The organism is Marinimicrobium sp. ARAG 43.8, assembly GCF_050113635.1.
Classification (GTDB): Bacteria; Pseudomonadota; Gammaproteobacteria; order Pseudomonadales; family Cellvibrionaceae; genus Marinimicrobium.
This window is the reverse complement of record NZ_JBNJLT010000001.1, coordinates 1-18,702: the sequence shown is the minus strand read 5'-3', so window position 1 is coordinate 18,702 and position 18,702 is coordinate 1. Positions and strand designations below refer to the sequence as shown.

The 18,702-nt window shown below is 58.1% G+C and carries 19 protein-coding genes; 9 read left to right on the top strand and 10 right to left on the bottom strand.

Annotated features, from left to right (window positions below; translation table 11 throughout):
- Positions 1-5 precede the first annotated feature (5 nt).
- Complete coding sequence (locus ACQCLF_RS00095) at positions 6-410, bottom strand: hypothetical protein (protein ID WP_426984172.1); 405 nt, start codon at positions 408-410, stop codon at positions 6-8.
- Positions 411-685: 275 nt separating this feature from the next.
- Between ACQCLF_RS00095 and ACQCLF_RS00090 the strand changes: the two genes are divergently transcribed.
- The 3 genes from ACQCLF_RS00090 (at position 686) to ACQCLF_RS00080 (ending at position 4,560) form a co-directional block, all read left to right on the top strand.
- A complete protein-coding gene (locus tag ACQCLF_RS00090; RefSeq protein ID WP_426984170.1) occupies positions 686-886 on the top strand; it encodes a DUF2788 domain-containing protein in 201 nt (66 codons plus the stop codon).
- Between the two features lie 21 nt (positions 887-907).
- On the top strand, positions 908-3,145 hold the full coding sequence (locus tag ACQCLF_RS00085; protein WP_426984168.1) for a response regulator: 2,238 nt from the start codon (positions 908-910) through the stop codon (positions 3,143-3,145).
- 125 nt (positions 3,146-3,270) lie between these two features.
- Positions 3,271-4,560: a sugar efflux transporter gene (locus ACQCLF_RS00080; protein ID WP_426984167.1), complete on the top strand. Its 1,290-nt coding sequence runs from the start codon at positions 3,271-3,273 to the stop codon at positions 4,558-4,560.
- Here ACQCLF_RS00080 and ACQCLF_RS00075 read toward each other — a convergent pair.
- From ACQCLF_RS00075 to ACQCLF_RS00060, 4 genes are all read right to left on the bottom strand, one after another.
- The gene (locus ACQCLF_RS00075; protein WP_426984165.1) at positions 4,502-6,322 is read right to left on the bottom strand and encodes a cation:proton antiporter; all 1,821 of its coding nucleotides are present in this window, start codon (positions 6,320-6,322) and stop codon (positions 4,502-4,504) included. The genes ACQCLF_RS00080 and ACQCLF_RS00075 overlap by 59 nt on opposite strands.
- Before the next feature lie 77 nt (positions 6,323-6,399).
- Entirely contained in the window at positions 6,400-6,903 is a 504-nt protein-coding gene (locus ACQCLF_RS00070) for a hypothetical protein (RefSeq protein WP_426984164.1), read from the bottom strand.
- 14 nt (positions 6,904-6,917) lie between these two features.
- On the bottom strand, positions 6,918-7,343 hold the full coding sequence (locus ACQCLF_RS00065; RefSeq protein ID WP_426984162.1) for a DNA polymerase III subunit chi: 426 nt from the start codon (positions 7,341-7,343) through the stop codon (positions 6,918-6,920).
- Complete coding sequence (locus ACQCLF_RS00060) at positions 7,340-8,824, bottom strand: leucyl aminopeptidase (RefSeq protein WP_426984160.1); 1,485 nt, start codon at positions 8,822-8,824, stop codon at positions 7,340-7,342. Before ACQCLF_RS00060 ends, ACQCLF_RS00065 begins: the two co-directional genes overlap by 4 nt.
- Before the next feature lie 191 nt (positions 8,825-9,015).
- Between ACQCLF_RS00060 and lptF the strand changes: the two genes are divergently transcribed.
- Positions 9,016-10,134 (top strand): LPS export ABC transporter permease LptF, encoded by a 1,119-nt coding sequence (gene lptF, locus ACQCLF_RS00055; protein ID WP_426984158.1) that lies wholly within the window; start codon positions 9,016-9,018, stop codon positions 10,132-10,134.
- A complete protein-coding gene (gene lptG, locus ACQCLF_RS00050) occupies positions 10,127-11,239 on the top strand; it encodes an LPS export ABC transporter permease LptG (RefSeq protein WP_426984157.1) in 1,113 nt (370 codons plus the stop codon). Before lptF ends, lptG begins: the two co-directional genes overlap by 8 nt.
- 7 nt (positions 11,240-11,246) lie before the next feature.
- On the opposite strand, the gene ACQCLF_RS00045 is transcribed toward lptG, so the two are convergent.
- The 4 genes from ACQCLF_RS00045 to ACQCLF_RS00030 form a co-directional block, all read right to left on the bottom strand.
- Positions 11,247-11,723, bottom strand: a complete 477-nt coding sequence (locus ACQCLF_RS00045) for an RDD family protein (protein WP_426984156.1) — start codon at positions 11,721-11,723, stop codon at positions 11,247-11,249.
- Between the two features lie 39 nt (positions 11,724-11,762).
- A complete protein-coding gene (locus tag ACQCLF_RS00040) occupies positions 11,763-12,647 on the bottom strand; it encodes an adenylate/guanylate cyclase domain-containing protein (protein WP_426984155.1) in 885 nt (294 codons plus the stop codon).
- Between the two features lie 107 nt (positions 12,648-12,754).
- Complete coding sequence (locus ACQCLF_RS00035; RefSeq protein ID WP_426984154.1) at positions 12,755-13,573, bottom strand: hypothetical protein; 819 nt, start codon at positions 13,571-13,573, stop codon at positions 12,755-12,757.
- 116 nt (positions 13,574-13,689) lie between these two features.
- The gene (locus tag ACQCLF_RS00030; RefSeq protein ID WP_426984152.1) at positions 13,690-14,850 is read right to left on the bottom strand and encodes a hypothetical protein; all 1,161 of its coding nucleotides are present in this window, start codon (positions 14,848-14,850) and stop codon (positions 13,690-13,692) included.
- Between the two features lie 338 nt (positions 14,851-15,188).
- Between ACQCLF_RS00030 and ACQCLF_RS00025 the strand changes: the two genes are divergently transcribed.
- Together ACQCLF_RS00025 and ACQCLF_RS00020 are read left to right on the top strand one after the other, a co-directional pair.
- Complete coding sequence (locus ACQCLF_RS00025) at positions 15,189-15,440, top strand: type II toxin-antitoxin system Phd/YefM family antitoxin (protein ID WP_426984151.1); 252 nt, start codon at positions 15,189-15,191, stop codon at positions 15,438-15,440.
- Positions 15,440-15,859 carry a type II toxin-antitoxin system VapC family toxin gene (locus tag ACQCLF_RS00020; protein ID WP_426984150.1) on the top strand — a complete coding sequence of 140 codons (420 nt, stop codon included), beginning with the start codon at positions 15,440-15,442 and terminating at the stop codon, positions 15,857-15,859. The genes ACQCLF_RS00025 and ACQCLF_RS00020 overlap by 1 nt, the downstream gene beginning before the upstream one ends.
- Before the next feature lie 24 nt (positions 15,860-15,883).
- On the opposite strand, the gene ACQCLF_RS00015 is transcribed toward ACQCLF_RS00020, so the two are convergent.
- Positions 15,884-16,783, bottom strand: a complete 900-nt coding sequence (locus ACQCLF_RS00015) for an alpha/beta fold hydrolase (RefSeq protein WP_426984148.1) — start codon at positions 16,781-16,783, stop codon at positions 15,884-15,886.
- A gap of 92 nt (positions 16,784-16,875) precedes the next feature.
- Here ACQCLF_RS00015 and ACQCLF_RS00010 point away from each other — a divergent pair, with 92 nt between their 5' ends.
- Entirely contained in the window at positions 16,876-17,448 is a 573-nt protein-coding gene (locus ACQCLF_RS00010) for a CGNR zinc finger domain-containing protein (RefSeq protein ID WP_426984147.1), read from the top strand.
- A 115-nt stretch (positions 17,449-17,563) separates the two neighbouring features.
- On the top strand, positions 17,564-18,664 hold the full coding sequence (locus ACQCLF_RS00005; protein ID WP_426984145.1) for a hypothetical protein: 1,101 nt from the start codon (positions 17,564-17,566) through the stop codon (positions 18,662-18,664).
- Positions 18,665-18,702: the final 38 nt, after the last annotated feature.

Genomic DNA, 18,702 nt, shown 5'->3' with positions numbered 1-18,702 from the left:
GGACGCTATTCGTCTTGCATGGCGTCCCGCGCGTCATCAGCCGTTTCGCGTGTCTTGTCCTTGCCTTTTTCCCAGCCATCGCGAATAGCGTCGCTGGTTTTTTCGGTGGCTTCGCGGATGCCGTCAGCGGCATCCCGGCCCATTTCTTTGGTTTCGTCCCAGGCCTCACCGCTTTTATCCTTGGTCTCCTCCCACACTTCACCGCTTTTCTCTTTGGTGGTTTCCCAGGCTTCGGCGCTGTTCTCCTTGGTTTTTTCCCAGGTCTCGCGGGTGGCCTCAGAAGCGTCCTCGACGTTCTCGCGAGCTTCCTCTTTGGAGCAGCCAGTGGCGATGGCACCGGTAACGGCGAGCAGGCCGACCAGCAGTACAGACTTGTTCATCACTCGATTTTTCATCACTCGATTTTTCATAACTATCATCTCCCGTGAAAGTGGATTGAGGCGACCCGAGCCGCCTCGGCATGGCGACGACGCTATAACCACAGGCGTTCCGTCCAATGTGTAACAAGTACGGTGTAACAAACTCTTTGAGTGTAGTCCTTTCCGAGGCTTCGGAAAAGTACCGGCGCGGCCCATATCTATCAGTGGTCAGTCGGGCTTGAGCCTGCGGCCGGTCTGGATTTATGCCAGGCCCCTTTATACAATGCGCGTGATAATTGACTTTAGATCATTGTGTGGTATCGGTTATGACAATTGATCAGTTCGAAAGTTGGTCGCTGGTGCTGGGTATTGGCGGCCTGATTGTATTCATGCTGTTCATTGTCTGGGATCTGGCCAAAACCTCCAAAGCCGGTCGTTTTGGGACGTTTATCCTGTTTTTGGCACTGGGCCTGGGGCTCTTGGGCTTTGTGATCAAAACTGTACTGGTGGAAATCGTCCTTCACTGACACTTTTCGGGAAGCTCGCGCATGTGGTTGCAACTGTTCACGCCCACCTCCAAGGTGCAAAAAGACCGACAGATCATGCGCGACACCGATGCCCGGGTCGCCAAATACAGTCGACGCGGTCTGGTGGTGAATTTCATCGTCGCGGTATCCTGTCTGACGCTGGGACGGTTTTTTCACGACTTCCAGACGCTATCCATCGTTCTGATCATTGGCCTGTTGCTGGTCACCTTGCTTCGGGCGTATTACCTGTTCCGTTTCGACACGCTTTATGCCCGGGCTCCAGCCCGATGGCGCAACCAGTATTTCGCCGCGTCGTTTCTCGGTGCTGCCTGGTGGGCCTTTATTCTGGTGAGCCTGACGTGGCTGCGCGGGATGGAAGACGAGACACTGATCATGTGGCTCTACTCCATTGTGTTTTACTCCAGTGTCTCGAATGTATTCGCCCCTTATCGCCGCTTCCTGCGTGTGTACCTTTTCATCGGCCAGGTGCCCGCGGCACTGACGGCGGTCATGCTGCTGAGCGTGGAAGGGCACCTGTACGGCAGCATTATGCTGGTGTTCTACATTATGCTGGCGCATCAGGCGAAGGTGACTTCGGATACCTACTGGGAGCGTCTGGAAGCCAACTACGCGCTGCGTGAACGGGCAAAAGGGCTGGAGTTTGAACAGCGCAGTTCCAAAGCCGCCATCGAATTGAAGAACGAGTTCCTGGTGAATCTCGGCCAGGAATTCCGGGCCTCGCTGAATGATATTCTGGGCACGCTCGCGCTAGTGGATGACGACCAGCTGCCCGAACGCCATCGTGAATTATTGCTGCTGGCGAGCAACGCGGCGGAGCGCCAGCTGGACCTGGTAAACAACGTGGTGGACTTCTCCAAAATCACCACCCGTTCGCTGGTGCTGGAAGACTCGGCGTTTAACCTGCGGCGTCTGCTGGACAAGCTGGTACAGGATTTTGCCCTGGAGGCGCACCAGCAGGGTATTGAACTGAACTACCTGTTCGATAAGGATTTGCCGAGACGGGTGCAGGGCGATGCGACGCGCTTGAGCCAGATTTTGGGCACGTTGATGACTTACGCCGTCAAGCAGGCCGGTATGGAAGAGATTCTGGTGGAGGCGGTGTTCCATCAGGGGGCTGAAGAAGCGGGTGAGTTGCAGATTATTATTGGCGATGCTTCCCGAACCGGTGCGAACGACAGCGAGGAGACTGAAAGTGGTGATAGCGAAAGCTTGCGCGGTATTGGTCTGTCCATCTGCAAAGGGCTGGCCGAGTGCATGGGAGGCAGCGTCAACCTCCTGAGCGGCGGCGAGTCCGGTAAACGTATCGTGATCAATGTTCAACTGGATGTACTGACGTATCAGGACAACGAAACCACCGATCAGCGGTTGCGCGGCAAGCAGGTGATGCTGGTCGAGGTGCCGGAAGTGGTAGCGCCCAGTCTGGTGGAGCAGCTGGCGCACTGGGGCGTGAAGGCATCCCGGGTAGCCACCCGGAAACAGGCGCTCACGCAGCTGCAAAACGCCGCCGACAAAGGCGTTGTGCCGGATATGGTGCTGATCTACAACGAGCTTGGCGGGTTCGAAGCGCTGACATTGTCGCGTGATATTGCCAGCTCGCCCGGCCTGGAAGCGCTCCCGCAAATGATTGCCATGAGTCTGCTGCAACGCGATGCGGACGAGGTAAAGTCGCACTTGCAGCGCTATCCTCACGTCAGTTGCATCGAAAAACCGATTGTTCATCGCAAGCTCAGGGAAACGCTGATTCACCGTTTGCTGAGTCACGAGACGCCGGAAGACGCACTGGTAGAGGAAGAAGAGGAAGCACCGTTGCCGTCCTCCAGCCGTCGGGTGTTGCTGGTCGAGGACCAGAGAGTCAGCCAGATGGTGATTTCGGGCATGTTGAAGAAGCTGGGCTGCCAGGTGCAGGTGGCCAGTAATGGTAAGGAAGCGCTGTCCGCGCTCGAAAAAGAAAAGTTCGATCTGGTGTTGATGGATTGCGATATGCCGGAGCTGGATGGCCCGGCGGCCACCGAGCGGCTGCGCGCCAGCGAAAAAGACGAGGGCGCTGCGCGGCTCCCGATTGTGGCGATGACCTCCGATACGTCCGAGGAGGAGCAGGCGCGCTGCCTGGCGGCGGGCGTGAACGATCACCTGAGCAAGCCGGTGCGATACGAAGCGCTGCAGGCCCATCTGGACCAGTGGCTGGGCAAGGGGCATGATCAGAGTCAAGGGCAGGGGCAGGACGGAAAGGCCGGTTAGGCTCCCCAGTCCCTCGTGTTGTCTCGCTGGACGCACCGGATGTAATCGATTACTGTGGCGCCTTTTCCACGCCCGGAGCAGCGGTTTACCCCCGGCTCCGGCTTTGTTGTCCGTCAGAACCCTTTATGCTTCGAGAACTGTTGCGTCCGGTCCCGCTCGGGATCTATTTCCTGTCCTTCGCCGTGGGAATTGTGGGGGCTCTGGTGCTGCCCACGTTCAGTGTGTTCCTGGGCAAGGAACTGGGTGTCCGCCCCTTACTCGTAGGCCTTCCCTTTACCGGACTGGCGCTGGCCAGCATCGGGTACAACCACTGGATCGGGCAATGGTCCGACCGTTTGAGTGATCGCCGCCCCCTGGTCGCGGGGTTCTGCGCGGTGGGGGTGCTCTCCTGCGTTATTTTTGCCTTGACCCGCAACTATTGGCTGGTGGTCTTTTCAGCGGTAGCCTTGTTCAGCCTGGGTATGGTGGCGTACTCCCAAATGCTGGCTTATAGCCTGGATTACGCCGATCGGCAATTACCGCTGGGAAGAGTGCCGCTGTTCAATGCGATTGTGCGCGCCCAAATTGCCATCGCCTGGGTAGCGGGGCCGCCAGCGGGTTTCCTGTTGTCTTCGTATTTTGGTTTTAGCACCATGTACTGGTCGGCGGCAGCGGTATTTGCCCTGGTGGGGTTGGTGAGCGTGAAGCTGTTGCCCAAGCTTGATGATAGCGCCGAAACGGATAGCGCCGAAACGAGCACGCACGAGAACGACCAGCCCCCCGCACCCTCGGAGTCGCCAGCCAGGCGATCTGAGATTCCACGCATAACCTCCCCCGAGCACCGGCGATCCCTCTGGCTGTGTCTGCTGGCGTTCTCGCTGATGTGGTGCGTTAACCACGCCTACCTGATTGCGCTGCCGTTGCACCTGGATGAAAACCTCGGCATTGGTACAGAGTGGGTGGGCTGGATTATGGGTACGGCGGCCGGATTGGAAGTGCCTATCATGCTGGTAGCGGGCGTGCTGGGCGCGCGAATCAATTTGATGGTAATGGTGCGCTTTGCGGGCTTTGCCGGCTTCGTGCTCTATGCGGGTGTATTGTTTTCCAGCCACCTCTGGCAGCTGTTCGCCCTGCAGTTTTTTAATGCCGTGCTGGTGGGGGTACTGGCGGGGCTGGGGGTGTCGGTCATTCAGGCGTTGATGCCGGGTCGCTCCGGCAGCGCATCCGCGCTGTATACCAACACCACCCACGTGGGCAATCTGCTCAGCAGTGTGCAGATTGCCGTGGTGGCGGACCTGTTTGGCTACGACATGGTTTTCTGGGTCAATCTGGTGATTGTCGCGCTGGCCATGCTCGCGTTTGCTGGCGTGCGCACAGTCAACTCGACGCCTCGTCCTCCGTCTTCGTCTCCGGCGGTACCAGACTCAGCAACGTAGCGCCTTCACCCGGGTCCAGTTCTTTACCCGCGATGACCGGGCGCAGCTTGCCACTGGCGCGGATTACGAACAGCGGCACGCTGCCCCGGCTGCGTTTTTGCTGGTAATCCTCATAGCGGTATTCCTCGGTGAAGCGCGTGGCCTTCACTTCCGCGCCGTCGCCAATCAGGCTGGCCAGCTTGGCGTAGGTAATGCGCTCGGCAAACAACGGGGCGCCTTTCAGATCGTCGGATACCTGATGCTTTTCCGCTTTGTGATTTTCCGAAATGTGGCGAATCGTGAAGACGTTGTTCGGGCCGAACTCACTGCGAAAGTGCATGCAGGCGATCACATTCAGTTCCCGCAGGGGCGATAGTGCCAGCAGCTTGCCGATGCCGGTCAAATCCAGACGCTGGTTGGCGTACTCGGAGGTTGGGTTTCCGTAAAAGGTACGCAGCCCGGCCATGCGTGCGCTGCGAATATTATCCCAGTTGGAATCGCACAGCAGTACCGGTAACTTCTGCTCCTGCAACGCTTTGCCGAAGGCGCGGGCCACGGCATTGGCACCGAGAATGAGCACGCCGCGTGGATCCGGCTCCACGGCCTTGAGGGCTTTCGCCAATGGGCGGGCTGTCGCGCTCTGGAAAACGACCGTGCCGAGAATCACGGTAAAGGTCAGAGGCAGTAGCCAGTCCGCGTCCGGGTGCCCTTGTTCCGCCAGCCGCAGGGCAAACAGCGCGGATACCGCCGCGGCGACAATCCCGCGTGGCGCAATCCAGCTCAGCACCAGGCGCTCCCGCCAGTTGACGGGTGACCCGAGCGTCGCAAAGGCGACGGATAACGGGCGGGCAACAAATTGCACCACCAGTAATAACAGTAATGGTGCCAGGGTAAAAATCCCGACCAGTTGATGCCAGGGCAGGCGCGCCGCCAGAATGATAAACAGCCCCGAGATGAACAGAATCGTCAGGTTTTCCTTGAAGTGCAGTATGTTGTGAATGCGGATGTCTTTCTGGTTGCCGAGCCACATCCCCATTACCGTCACGCCCAACAGCCCGGATTCGTGAGCCAGATGGTTACAGAGTGCAAACACCGTGAACACCAGGCTCAGGGTGGCAAGGTTGTGCAGGTATTCCGGCAGCCACTGGCGGGCCAGCATTTTGCCCAGCAACCAGCCCGCGCCGAGACCAATGGCCAGCCCGGTCACAATAATTTCCAGGAACAGCAGCAGGCTTTGCCCAAAGGCCGCCCCCTGGCTCTGGGTCGCGATAAATTCGTAAACCACAACAACGAGCAAAGCGCCGACAGGATCAATCACAATCCCTTCCCAGCGCAAGATGTTGGCGACCCGTTCTGAGGGGCGCACACTGCGCAGCAGTGGTGTAATCACCGTGGGGCCGGTGACCACCATGAGCGCGCCGAACAGAATCGACAGGTCCCAGCGGATATCAAACAGATAATGGGTGGTCACCGAGACGATCACCCAGGTAATCGGTGCGGCGACGGTAATCATTCGCCGCACGACGGCGCTCAGTCCTCCCAGCTCTTTAAAATTCAGCGTCAGGCTGCCCTCGAACAGAATGACGGCGACCGCGAGGGAAATCAGTGGGAACAACAGATCACCGAACAGCGCATCGGGTTTGAGCCAGCCACTGACCGGCCCCAGCGCTAACCCCGCGATCAGCAGAAACAGGATGGCGGGTAATCGGGCGCGCCAGGCCGCCCATTGGCAGAGAAGGGCAACAACGCCGATCAGGGCGATGGCGAGTCCAGCATTTTCCATAACGGGGCTCCAGGATAAACCGCCGAGAAGCGACGGCTGCAAATATCAGGTTGAGGACTGATGAACCCCTCGTTGGGTTAAGGCTCCAGCGTGTCCTCTTCCAGCAGTTGGCGCAGTTGCGCCTCGGTCATCGTGTCCAAGCGAGCCTGCAGGCGCCGCTCAATATCCGGCAGGCAGCTGTGTATCACGTCCTGAATCAACTGTTGCCGTGATGTGGGCTCGGGCGGAAACGGCGGCGTGCTGTCGACGGCGTGCCGGTTGCCTTTCAGGCGTGCCCGGATGTGGGCCGGTAGAAAGGGATTTTCCCCGAGGGTCGAAGGTGGTCGCCGGATCGACTCCGCCTCAGCCGCTGGCGCGTCGGACGCGGTTTGCGCCGTGACGCTCTCCGGTTCGGGCGGCGCTGCAATGGGTGCCGGATTGATCAATAAAGAACCCTGCCGTTGCTGGTGGGGAGGCACCGGCTCCAGCGTGTTGATCACTTCATTGAGAACGGGGATCTCATCCTCGTTCTGCAATAAACCTTTGATGGATTCCAGCTCGTCCAGCAAGGTGTCTTTGGCATCGCCTTTGCGCTTGGCCATGGCAGTACGCTCGATCACAGTGATTGATGGTGAACAGAATAACCCCGCGCCTTGTAAAAACTAAAGTGTTCGCGCGTGTTTTTTAACACCTCGGGTGTTTGGATAACGATTTCGGCCAGGCGCTCGAATCGCTCGAAGGCTGCGGGAATGGTGGGGCATAAATTAATCAGTACGGCGTTGTGATCGCCGCACTGGTCGTTGCTGGTAATTTCCACAGTGGCGGCTGGGGCGTTCTGATCATTCAGACACCGGTGCGGCAAAAAGCTGTCTTCCGGGTGCGCCCACAGAAAATCATCCAGCGCCCGCGCCTGATTGTCCGACGCCACCGTGATTAACACCCGGTGCCCCAGGCGGGAGGCCTTGCTGGCGAGCCTGCCGGCGAATTGCCAGCGGCTCTCGGTGTCATCAGCGCGCAAAATGTAGAAATCGACTCGGTTCATGCGCTCTGCTTCAAGAGGTAGTGCATCAACAGTGGGACGGGGCGGCCTGTCGCGCCCTTGGCCGCGCCGGAACGCCAGGCAGTGCCGGCAATGTCCAGGTGAGCCCAGGGGTACTTGTTCGTAAAGCGGGACAGGAAGCAGGCGGCGGTAACGCTACCGGCCTCTCGTCCACCGATGTTAGCCATATCCGCAAAGTTGCTGTCCAGCTGCTTTTGGTACTCGTCCCACAGCGGCATACGCCACGCCCGGTCGCCGCACTCTTCACCGGCGGACAGCAGCGCGTCGGCCAGCTCATCGCGGTTGCTGTACAAGCCCGTGGCGTGGCTGCCGAGCGCGATCACGCAGGCGCCGGTCAGGGTGGCGACATCGACCACCGCGCGCGGCTTGAAGCGCTCAACATAGGTCAGAGCGTCGCACAGCACCAGACGGCCTTCGGCATCGGTATTGAGAATTTCGATGGTTTGTCCGGACATGGAAGTCACAATATCACCGGGTTTGGTGGCATTGCCGTTGGGCATGTTCTCAGAGGCGGCGACCACTGCCACGACGTTGATCTTCGGCTGTAATTCCAGCAGCGTGCGCATGCAGCCGAACACGCTGGCCGCGCCGCACATGTCGTATTTCATTTCATCCATGCCCGCGCCGGGTTTCAGGCTGATGCCGCCTGTGTCGAAAGTGATCCCTTTGCCCACCAGTGCCACCGGCGCTTTGTTTTTGGCCGCGCCCTTATATTCCATCACGATCAGCTTGGCTGGCTGATCACTGCCAGCGGAGACGGACAGCAAAGAGCCCATCCCCAGTTCTTTCATTTGCTTCTCGTCCAGAATTTTGGCGCTCAGTTTCTGTTGGCCCTTGGCCAACTTGCGCGCTTCGGAGGCGAGGTAGGACGGTGTGCAGATGTTGCCGGGCAAATCGCCCAGTTCTCGGGTCAGGTTGGTGCCATTGGCCAGCGCGGTCCCTTCGGTCAAACCGGTGCGGGCTGCGCTCACGTCTGGTTTGCCGACGCCCAGCGTGAGTTTGGTGGGCGCGAACGGCGAAGCATCGGGCTTGCGGCTCTTGCAGCGCGTGAAGCGATACTGACCCAAGCCGAGCTGGAACGCGATCTGCCGGCCAATCCAGCCCGCATCGCGGTCGGCGACGTTCACGCCGTCCAGATCCAGGGTGAGTGACTTCACCGGCGTGTTCTTGAGAGCGTCCAGCGCTTTGCTCCAGGCATTTTGGAAGCTGGACGGCGTCGGTTCGGCGCTGCCCAGGCCGAGTATCAGGACCCGTTTGGCCTGAGTGCCTTCCGGAGTAGTGAACAGCAGCGTCTCACCCGCCTTGCCCTTAAAACCCTCGCGCTTGCACAATGTCGCCACTTGACCGGCCTTGGCCTCCAGCGAGGCGGCTGCCGGGGACCACTGACTGTTTCCAAAAGCGGTGACAATCAGACAGTCACTGCGGTCAGTGAGGGCATTGACGACTTTGGCCTGGGTTTGCATGCAGTAGCTCCGTAGCGTTGGATCAAGACAAATGCGGTCGAGTAGGGGATAATGCGGCCCGATCGACGACCGTCGGTGTAGGTGCCAGTTTACGCGATCCAGACAACAGGGCAAATGGCTGCTGGCAGCGATGGAATTTTTCAGTGTCGTTCACGGTCCGAACGACCATCCAAAACAGTCGGGATGCGTGTGTGATTATTTTTCGCTACCTCAATCGTGAGATATCGGTAACCACTTTGGCTGTGAGCAGCATTCTGTTGCTCATTTTCATGAGTGGCCGCTTCGTGAAATATCTCGCGGATGCTGCGGCGGGCGAGCTGGCCGTGAATGTTCTGTTTGTCATCATGGGGTTTCGCCTGCCGGGTTTTCTGGAATTGATCCTGCCGCTGGGTTTCTTTATTGCCATTCTGCTGGCGTATGGTCGATTGTATGCCGACAGCGAGATGGTGGTGCTGTCCGCCTGCGGCATCAGCCAGGCGCAGTTAATTATTCTGACGTTGATCCCCGCCACGATTCTGGCCCTGCTGGTGGCGGCCCTAAGTCTTTGGGTCGGTCCCATGGGTGCGCGCGCCACGGAAACGATACTGGCGGAGCAGCGCAGCCGCAGTGAGTTCGACACCATACAACCGGGCCGCTTTCAGCGGTTGGGCAGCGCGAATGCGACCGCGTATATCTCCGAGGTGAGTGATGACCGCACCCGGCTTCAAGCGCTGGTGGTGGCCGAGAGTGGCGGTGATCTGGGGTCGGGCCGCCATTCCATTATTGTGGCGGATTACGCCGAGCAGGCGCTTCACCCGGAATACGATCAACGATACCTGACGCTCTACAACGGTGTGCGCTACCAGGGGCAGCCGGGCATGGCCGATTACGAAGTCACCTCGTTCGACGCCTTCGGGCAATTTATAAAACCGCCGGACATCGAAGGCAGCATGCGTGATGATTCCGATGCCTGGCCGACTTCCGAATTGCTGGGCTCCGACGAGCTTGCCCGGCAAGTAGAACTGCACTGGCGGTTATCGCTGCCGGTCATGGCGATTGTCGTCGCATTAATGGCCGTACCGCTGGCGCGCACCGATCCGCGTCGGGGCCGTTACGCCAAGATGTTGCCCGCCATTATTCTCTACATGCTGTATTTGGGCATTCTCAGCGGTTTGCGCGGCGCGCTGGAAGGAGGGCGCTTCCCGCTGATGCCCGGGTTTTGGTTGGTCCATGCGGCGTTCCTCGGTATTGCGTTGCTGATGATTAACTGGCGGCATCTGGAGCGCCGGAAATTGCGGCGGCGTGCGCGCCGGGAGGCCGCTCATGCGTAAGATCAGCCGCTATGTGGCACGCACGGTGTTTGCGGCGATTTCCCTGGTGCTGATCGTCGTGCTATCGCTCGATTTAATCGGCAGCTTTATCGATGAAATGGGCGATTTGCGCGGCAACTACACGGTGCTCGAAGCGCTACTGTACATTTCCCTCACTCTGCCCGGTCGGCTGTATGAGTATCTGCCCTACGCCTGTTTGATCGGTTGCCTGGTCGGTCTGGGGTTGCTGGCAAGCTCAAGCGAGCTTGTGGTGATGCGCGCCGCAGGCGTGTCCGTCAAGCGCATTACCTGGCTGGTGCTCAAACCGGTGCTGGCGTTTATCGTGCTCGGTCTGGTGCTCGGCGAGTTTGTGACCCCATATACCGACCAGGTGGCAGAAAGCCGCCGCGCGGTGGCCATGGGCGGGCAGCGCGCGCTGCATACCGAACGCGGGTTCTGGCACCGTGAAGGGAACAGCTACATGTACTTCAATGCCATTCAGCCCAATGGCATTTTGCACGGCGTTACGCGCTACGAATTCGATGATCAGCAACGCTTAACCGAAGCGAGCTACGCCGAACAGGTGACCTACCAAAGCGATTACTGGCAGGAAGAAGACGTCGCGGTCACGCGCTTTGTTCGCGACGAAAACGGGGAGGCGCCCGACCGGACGAGTGAGAACATTGAAGGGATTGAGGGCACGGAAACCGCCGAATACGCCCTGCGTCGCTGGAACACTGACCTGACACCGGCATTGCTCAATATCATTGCCCTGCAACCCGAGGCGTTGTCGATTCGCAATCTGGCCTTCTACAGCAACTATTTGAGCGAGCAGCGACTGGAAAGCAGTGAGTACCGGCTGGCGTTCTGGGAAAAAGCCCTGCAACCGTTGGCGACCATCAGCCTGGTGCTGGTGGCGATCTCCTTTATTTTCGGTCCGCTGCGCGAAGTCACCATGGGGCAACGCATTTTTACCGGCGTTGTCTTCGGTATTGCGTTTCGCCTTACCCAAAGCCTGCTCGGACCTTCCAGCCTGGTGTTCGGCTTTCCGCCGCTGGTGGCCGTGCTGATTCCGATCGCCGCCTGCACGCTGTTTGGTTTTTATCTGCTCAGTCGTACTCGCTGACCCGGCGTTACTTCCCGGAGGCCTTGGGTAGCAGCAACACCTGGGTGCGAGTCAGTCGGCCATGCAGGGTTTCGTCAGTCGGGTCGAGCCAGAGCCAGAAATAGCCGAGTCCGACGAACCCCAGGGAGAGCGGTGCCAGCAGTGCGCGGGCCAGCCGCTGTTTGGGCGAAGCAAAGCCGCCGCTGTCCCGGTCCACCAGCTTAAGCCGCCACGCACGCATGCCCAGCGTTTGTCCCTGATGGCCCCAGAAGTAATAAAAAAAACCGACCCACACCGCCAGTAATCCGATAAACACCGGTAGCCGCCATTGCCCCCACTGAATGGCCTCCCCCGCAGGCGGCGAGCCCTGAATGAGCACGTTCAATAAAGTGACAATGGCACCGTAACCCAGGCCAACGGCCATCAACAGCAGGCTGTCGTACACCATGGCCGCGAATCGGCGAGGCAGGGGAGCGGAAGGCAGAGAAAGCGTTGGGTCAGTCACAGGGGTCCGTTTCAATACAGTGGTTCGGTTCAAAAATCATTAAAGTTGATAGTGGATCAGCCAGCCGTCGGTATTCTCGGCGGGCTGGCCAATGGCGATAGTGCCGCTGCCGAGCAAGGGCAACTCCTCCCGGCGCAGATAAATCTCGGGCTGGCGAGGTCCGCGAACATAAGTGCCATTAGTGCTGTGATCCACCAGCACAAACTTGCCTCGGCGGAACAGAATGTGGCAGTGATCCCGGGAGGCCAGGCCCGACTCAATATGAAGGTGGACCCGGCTGGGATCACGGCCGATAACATAGGGCGTTTGCTCTGGCAGCAGCGTAATCTCCCGGCCTTCAACCGTGAGTTGCAACTGGTATCCGCTGAGCTTACAGGCGATGTCCTCAATGGACATCACCGTGGTCGCGCTGTGGTGATGGGAGGCGTGCTCCCATTGCAGCCGATAAATCAGGCTGTGGCGCGTATCGCCCTTGACCGCCACCCGGTCGAACTCCTGGCACTGATGGCGCAGTTCGTTAGCCACCGCATCGGCCAGCGCCTGAGTGACCACAATCTGATTGGCACGGGCAATTTTGGCGACAAAAGCGGCATCGTTGACGGTCTCGCCGAACACATCGTCGGTATCCATCAGCGCCGGGCCAAAAGCAATGCCGATCCGCAACGCCACTCCGGCGCTGCGGGCTTCGCGCTGCATCTCGATGGCGGCCTGACAGGCATCGTTGGCGCAATCAAAGCGCGCCATCACCTCATCGCCGAGGGTTTTGACGACATGGCCGTCATGGCTCTCGGTTACCTGGCTCATTAGGGACACCGCACCGTCTACCGAACGCTTGGCCAGCAGGTTGCCCAGCCGCTTATACAGCGCCGAACTGCCGGAAACATCGGCAAACATCACAGCCAGTGTCCGATTCTGCGGGCTCATGGGCAGGCGGGTACTCCTGAAGTAAATGGGTGCCTGATGAAGAACTCGGATGATACCTTGCCTGAGCGGTAAAGCACAGCCGTGAGGGGGTCTATTCTTCCCTTCAATCAGCCCGGCTGAATGCGATACCGGGAGCCCGGCTCATACGCAGGCGTCGGCCACTTCAGCGGCGCAAATTCCTTGCTGAGTTGCATATTTCGGTGCTCAGCCTTCACTTTGTCGTAGCTTGCCTGGGCTTCGGGGCTTAGCTTCAAGGTGAGACTGTTGAAGATGGCGTCTTGCAGCGTCTGGATAGGAGATGTGTCAAATAGGGGCTTGCGCTGCTCATCTTTGCTATAAATATGTTGTTTAAAGACTACCTTCACGAAGTGTTGGTCCGTAATCGGGAAGACGAACAGTTGGTCGGGCTGAGAACCACCTATGTTAAGCCGGTCTGCTTCAGTTTTTCCGGGGAGGTCTTCACCGCGACCATAAATATTAAAACTCGCGCTGAACACAGGTAAGTGGTGGTGTTGTTGCCAGTCCATTGGGCCGTGCCAACGCGGTGTTTCAGGCTGTAGACCCTCCCAGATGGAATGACCATAGAGATCATTTAAGTAGTGAACCAGCACCATCTCAAAGGCTGTGGGGTTGAAGAAGGACAGGTTCGACAGCTCGTGACTGGGCTGACGCCCAACAACCGAAATGCTCAGGCGTAGCTCACCCTTACAGCCACTTAGCCAAGGGCCCCAGAAGGCCCAGGATCTTCTAAGTCCTGTCAGAGTGCCCCATTGCTCAGCGGTAGTGTCGCCACTTGAGTCGTCGCTGATTAGTTCGTGATTGTGCAGTAAGTCTTCCCCTGGCAGTAAGCGCACCTGATCAGGAAAGCGGTCCGCAGGACTATGTCCAGGTGCCTTTACGGAAACGTGGCTATCAGCGATGGGCATATCGACGACGCTTGCTCGCCCAAAATTAGGGCCTTGTGGCCGACAGTAAGTGTCTTGGCGTAACGGTATGATGTCGAGCGGAAGGTATTTAATGTAGCTGAACATTATTGGTGCCCTCAGCGGTTCAATTTGTGGCGAAGATCTTCCGCGAGACTCTGCCCAATGTTGTAGGTTACGCCTCCTGCGCCAATGGCCGTGACAATCCCCGCAATTATTGGAATAGGAGTGCCGACAGCTGCAACACTAACCGCCGCCACGCCAACAGGACCGGAAGCTTTAACCAATCCGTTGATCCATGCTTGAGAGTGGTAACCTTTGTTGTAAGGGTCATTTTTATTGTTAAGTCGTGCCCCTGCAACACCTAATTGACTGACGGCTCCCCGTAGGCTCCAGCCTGTGTCGGCAAAACTTTCGTTCAGAGTCAGGTTAAGTTGGTGGGCCAAGAGCAATGCCTCGCCCGGTGACGTCCGAGGTTTATATAAGTACGCTGTATGGCCTTTTAAGGCTACCCCTTGATCAACCAATATCTGCATAGCCTGCGTGAGAACCGCTGATCCACCTTTATCGGCTACCCATGCGACGTTGGGAATGTGGCAGGCGTCTGCCATTGTACGGGCAAGATGCAGTGCGGAGCTTCGGGTTTGGTTAATGGTTAGAGCATCATAGCGGGTCAAGCCGCCGAGCTGTTTGCCACTTGGCGTGTAGTGTAAGTCACACCCGTTGTTACGAACCTTCACGGCAGCCACGCCTGAGTGTTTTATGGCGCGTGGAACGATAGCCCGAACTGCTCGACTCGCATCTTGGTAGCCTCCATCCGCAACGGTTATCAGTCTGCCGTCCTCGGGGGTGATTTTGCCGTTGGGCGTATAACTAACCGACCATTCTTCACCTCTCGGCTCAGCCCGATAAAGCCCCATCCGATCCTGCTCTGCGGATGACACCGCTTCAAAATAATGCCCATCCAACTGCAAATCTACCACCGTATAACCGCCTTTCGCCGTCCAGTGATAAACCGTCGCCTTTAACCCTGGCAAAAACACCGCAAAGGGCGTGTGGTGATCGGCGGCCTTGCCGGGGCGAACGTACACATTTTGTTTGCCCGCCTGGCCGTTGGTCAGATCGCTCAGCTCCTTGACCGCGATGCGAGCCCAGTGGTTGCCGCGCAACGCAGCCTGCTGGAGTTTTTTAAAAGCGGGTAGCACCTCAGGGGCGCATCGGATGGGTCGGCCGGCGTTGTTGCCAGCGATGACTTCATACTGAGAAGGGGCGTTAGCCATAAGAACTCCCTGTGTCCTTGATAAACGTAAACGTGCTCCTGAATCCAATTGGTGTTTCTCATCTCCGGGTGACTTTAGCCCCGAAAAATAGCCACCAATGCCAAATTTTTGGCGGCGTAAGCATACCACCGGCTTGCTATGGCGGGAGTGATACAGTTCACGTCACACCGGGCAGCGGCGACTCCCAGCGCTGTCGGCATCGTGAATGCCCCGCTTTCTTTCTCGGCTGAATGGGTGGCAATTTATTAATACCGGGCTATTTATCTAGTCAGACTAGTCATTTTTTGGTTTCGCTGCTAATATCTGGCTTTGTTGAGCAAGGTTCGGAGGACCAATGTATGGAGTGGCAACTTCAGCACGCCAAAAGTCGGCTGAGCGAGCTTGTGGCTTCCGCTGATTCTGGTGGCCCTCAGGTGATTACCGTGCGCGGGCAACGCAAGGCGGTGGTGCTTTCTGCCGCCGAGTATGACCGATTGAGCCGCGGGGCAACGCAAGGGGGGCTGGTGGAGTTTTTCCGTCAGTCGACGCTCGGGCCGGATGTGTTTGAGGCCGAGCATGATAAGGACGCCGGGCGAGAGATCGAACTGTAATGCGCTTTCTGTTGGATACCTGTGTGTTGTCTGAGGTCGTAAAACCGGAACCCAACCCGGGTGTGACCGCTTGGCTTGACGCCGCCGACGAATACACACTGTACCTGAGCGTTCTGACGCTGGGGGAAATTCAGAAAGGTGTTTCCGGGTTGCCCGCCGGGCAGAGGAAACAGCGGCTGCAGTCCTGGCTGGACAGGGATTTGCGGGATCGGTTTTCAGGCCGGGTGGTAGCGGTCTCGGATGAGACCGCTACCGAATGGGGGTTGCTTGCGGGGGAGGCCAAACAGAAAGGCATTGCCGCGCCGGTCATTGATACGTTGCTCGCCGCCACGGCTCGGCAGCACAACCTGGTGTTGGTGACCCGAAATATCAAGGACTTTGAGCCTTTTTCGGTTCACCTGTTGAATCCCTGGTCGTGAGGGGCCAATCCCTGGCCGTATTATTCAATCCTTCAAATGATTATCCAGGAACTCGCGAATCACCGGAATGATTTCGTCGCCATGGGTCTCCAGGGCAAAGTGCCCGGTGTCGTAAAAGCGAATATCCGCGTGGGGTATATCCCGCTTCCAGGCCTCCGCGCCGGGGGGGAGAAAAAACGGATCGTGCTTCCCCCACACGGCCAGCAACGGCGGTTGGTACTTACGGAAATAAGCCTGAAACTCGGGATATCGCTCAACATTGCTCGCGTAATCCAGCAACAAGTCAAGCTGAATATCCGCCATGCCGGGGCGAGAGATCTGGGCGCCTTCGAGCATATAGGTGTCCGGTGCGACCAGGCTGGTATCGTTCACGCCCTCCAAATATTGCCACTTGATGGATTCCGGTGTCGGGAAATCACTGAGCGCCTCGCGATTCTGCTGGGTGGGGTTGTCCCAGTATTTCCGAATCGGATCCCAGCCCGTTGAAAGTCCTTTCTCATAAGCGTTGCCATTCTGGGAGATGATGGCGGTCACCTTCGAAGGGTGGGCCAACGCTAAACGCCACCCAACTGGCGCGCCGTAGTCGTGAACCGCAATAGTGTAGCGGTTGAGTTTCAGCTGTTGGGTGAATTGATCCATGGTTTTTGTAAGGTTGGAGAAGGTGTACTCATACTGCCCACGCGCTGGCGACTCCGTGTAGCCAAAAGCCGGCAAATCCGGGGCGATCACATGATAGCGGTCTGCAAGAGCGTCGATGACATCCCGCCACATATAGGAGGAGGCGGCGAACCCGTGTAGCAGTAACACTGTGGGGTTGGTTGAATCACCGGCCTCGCGGTAGAAAACGTTCACGTCGTTCACCGTCTCAAAACGGTAATGGATCGGAGGCGTTACCGGTCGTGTGTTCAAGTCTTGGTGTTTCATAACGTAGCTCATTGATAACTGTTAATGTGTATTTTTGAAGGTTACCCTTGGTCGTGATAACCTGTCAAATCGGTTATTAAAGGTTACTTCTTATGTCGTCAGACATCGCCCCGCTGTTTATTGCTGGCAACCTCGCTCTGGATTTCATCAACACGCTGTTTGGTGCTGGCGCGGATCAGCGTGAGTGCCTGGAGGACGGCGACAGTGTGGTGGCATGGCTCCGCCAGTCGGGGGCATTGGCGGAAGAGGTGAAACCCCCACCCGCTGAATTGTTGCCGCTTGCCCGTGCGCTGCGGGAGGAGATGAAGCGGTTGGTCAATGCTGCCAAGGAGGGGCAAGCCGCGGAGCCGGTTCTGGTTAACCAGGTGCTGGAGCGGGGTCATCCTGTCGAGAGAATGGAATGGCGAGCGGCGGAAGCCGCCTTCACCAGAACAGAAAAAAGGCGCGATTTGAGCGCGGAAGGCCTATTGCAACCGGTGGCGAGAGCGTTTGTCGAGTTGCTGACAGACGAGAACCTGCAGCTGGTGAAAGAGTGTGAAGCCTGCGACTGTGTCTTGATGTTCCATGATCAAACGAAGTCACATCGTCGTCGCTGGTGCAGCATGGCCTCCTGTGGCAACCGAGCGAAGGCGCTGCTCTATCGTGAGCGAAGAAAAGCGAAATAGCCTTTGTGAGCCTATTCACAAAACGGTAACGGGCGGTCGCGCTAAGCTTGCGGCTTTCCGGCCTGCTGATTAGACTTCGGGCTGATTTTTGTTTCTGGCCAGGGACGCTGCGTATATGGACGACGCTCCACCACTTTATCTTTCCGGCATGGGCGTGGTGAACGCGATTGGCGGTTCGGTTCCCATGGTGTGGGCGGCCGCTGGCGCTGGCCTCAACCGCTACAAACTCTCCCGCTTTGTCGACGATAACGGCTCCCCCATCCGATTGGCGTCAGTGCCCGATGCGGTGTTTGACCACCCCGATTGGGCGCTGGATGAAGGTAACCAGCACAGCGAACCGCAAGATCATGCCCTCAAAATGGCCCTTCACGCACTGGGCCAGGTGAGAGAACAGGGCGCTCTTCCCGAAGAAGCTCCGCTGATTCTGGCCATGAATGAGCCGGAACTGCACGCCGACTGCCTTCCCCTGAATAAATTCAAAGCCAATCTGGCGCTGTCCGGACACGACTGGTTGCGGCCGGAATTGCTGCGAAGCCTGCACACGGGCCGTGCGGCGGGCCTGGAGGCCGTCGCCTTCGCCTACGACTACCTGGCGGAAGCCTACCCGCAAGGCATGGTTATTGGTGCCAGTGACTCACCCAACCACTACACCCGCTTACGCATACCGGAACAGCAAGATCGGCTTCTGACACTCGGCCCAAACGATGGCTACGCGCCGGGGGAGGGCGCGGCGTTTCTCGTCCTGACCGCTGATCCCGCCAGAGCCCTGGAGGAGAAAGGGCAAATCATTGCCGTGCATCCACCGGGTCTGGCCCAGGAAACCGGACACTGGTTTAGCGAAGAGCCTTATCGCGGCGAGGGCCTGGATGCCGCGTTTAAATCCGCGCTGGCGAACTATACCGGGCCGCCAATCCATAGCATTTACAGCAGTATGAACGGCGAGCGGTACTGGGCCAAGGAGTACGGCGTAGCCATGATCCGTAGCCGGGAACACCTCGGTGATGACCTCCAGCTGATACACCCCGCCGAGCATTACGGCGATTTGGGCAGCGCCACCGCACCTTCGTTGCTCGCGCTGGCCGCCTTTGATCTTTTGAATAATACCCAGGCACAAAGTCATCTGGTGTACAGCTCATCAGACGCGGGCTTACGCGGTGCTCTGATAATGGAAAAACGTGCTCGGGCAAAGGAAATCAGTCAAGGAGAATCTTTATGACGCAGGTGGGCGAGAGTGTGTTCGTGTCGCAGCCAACG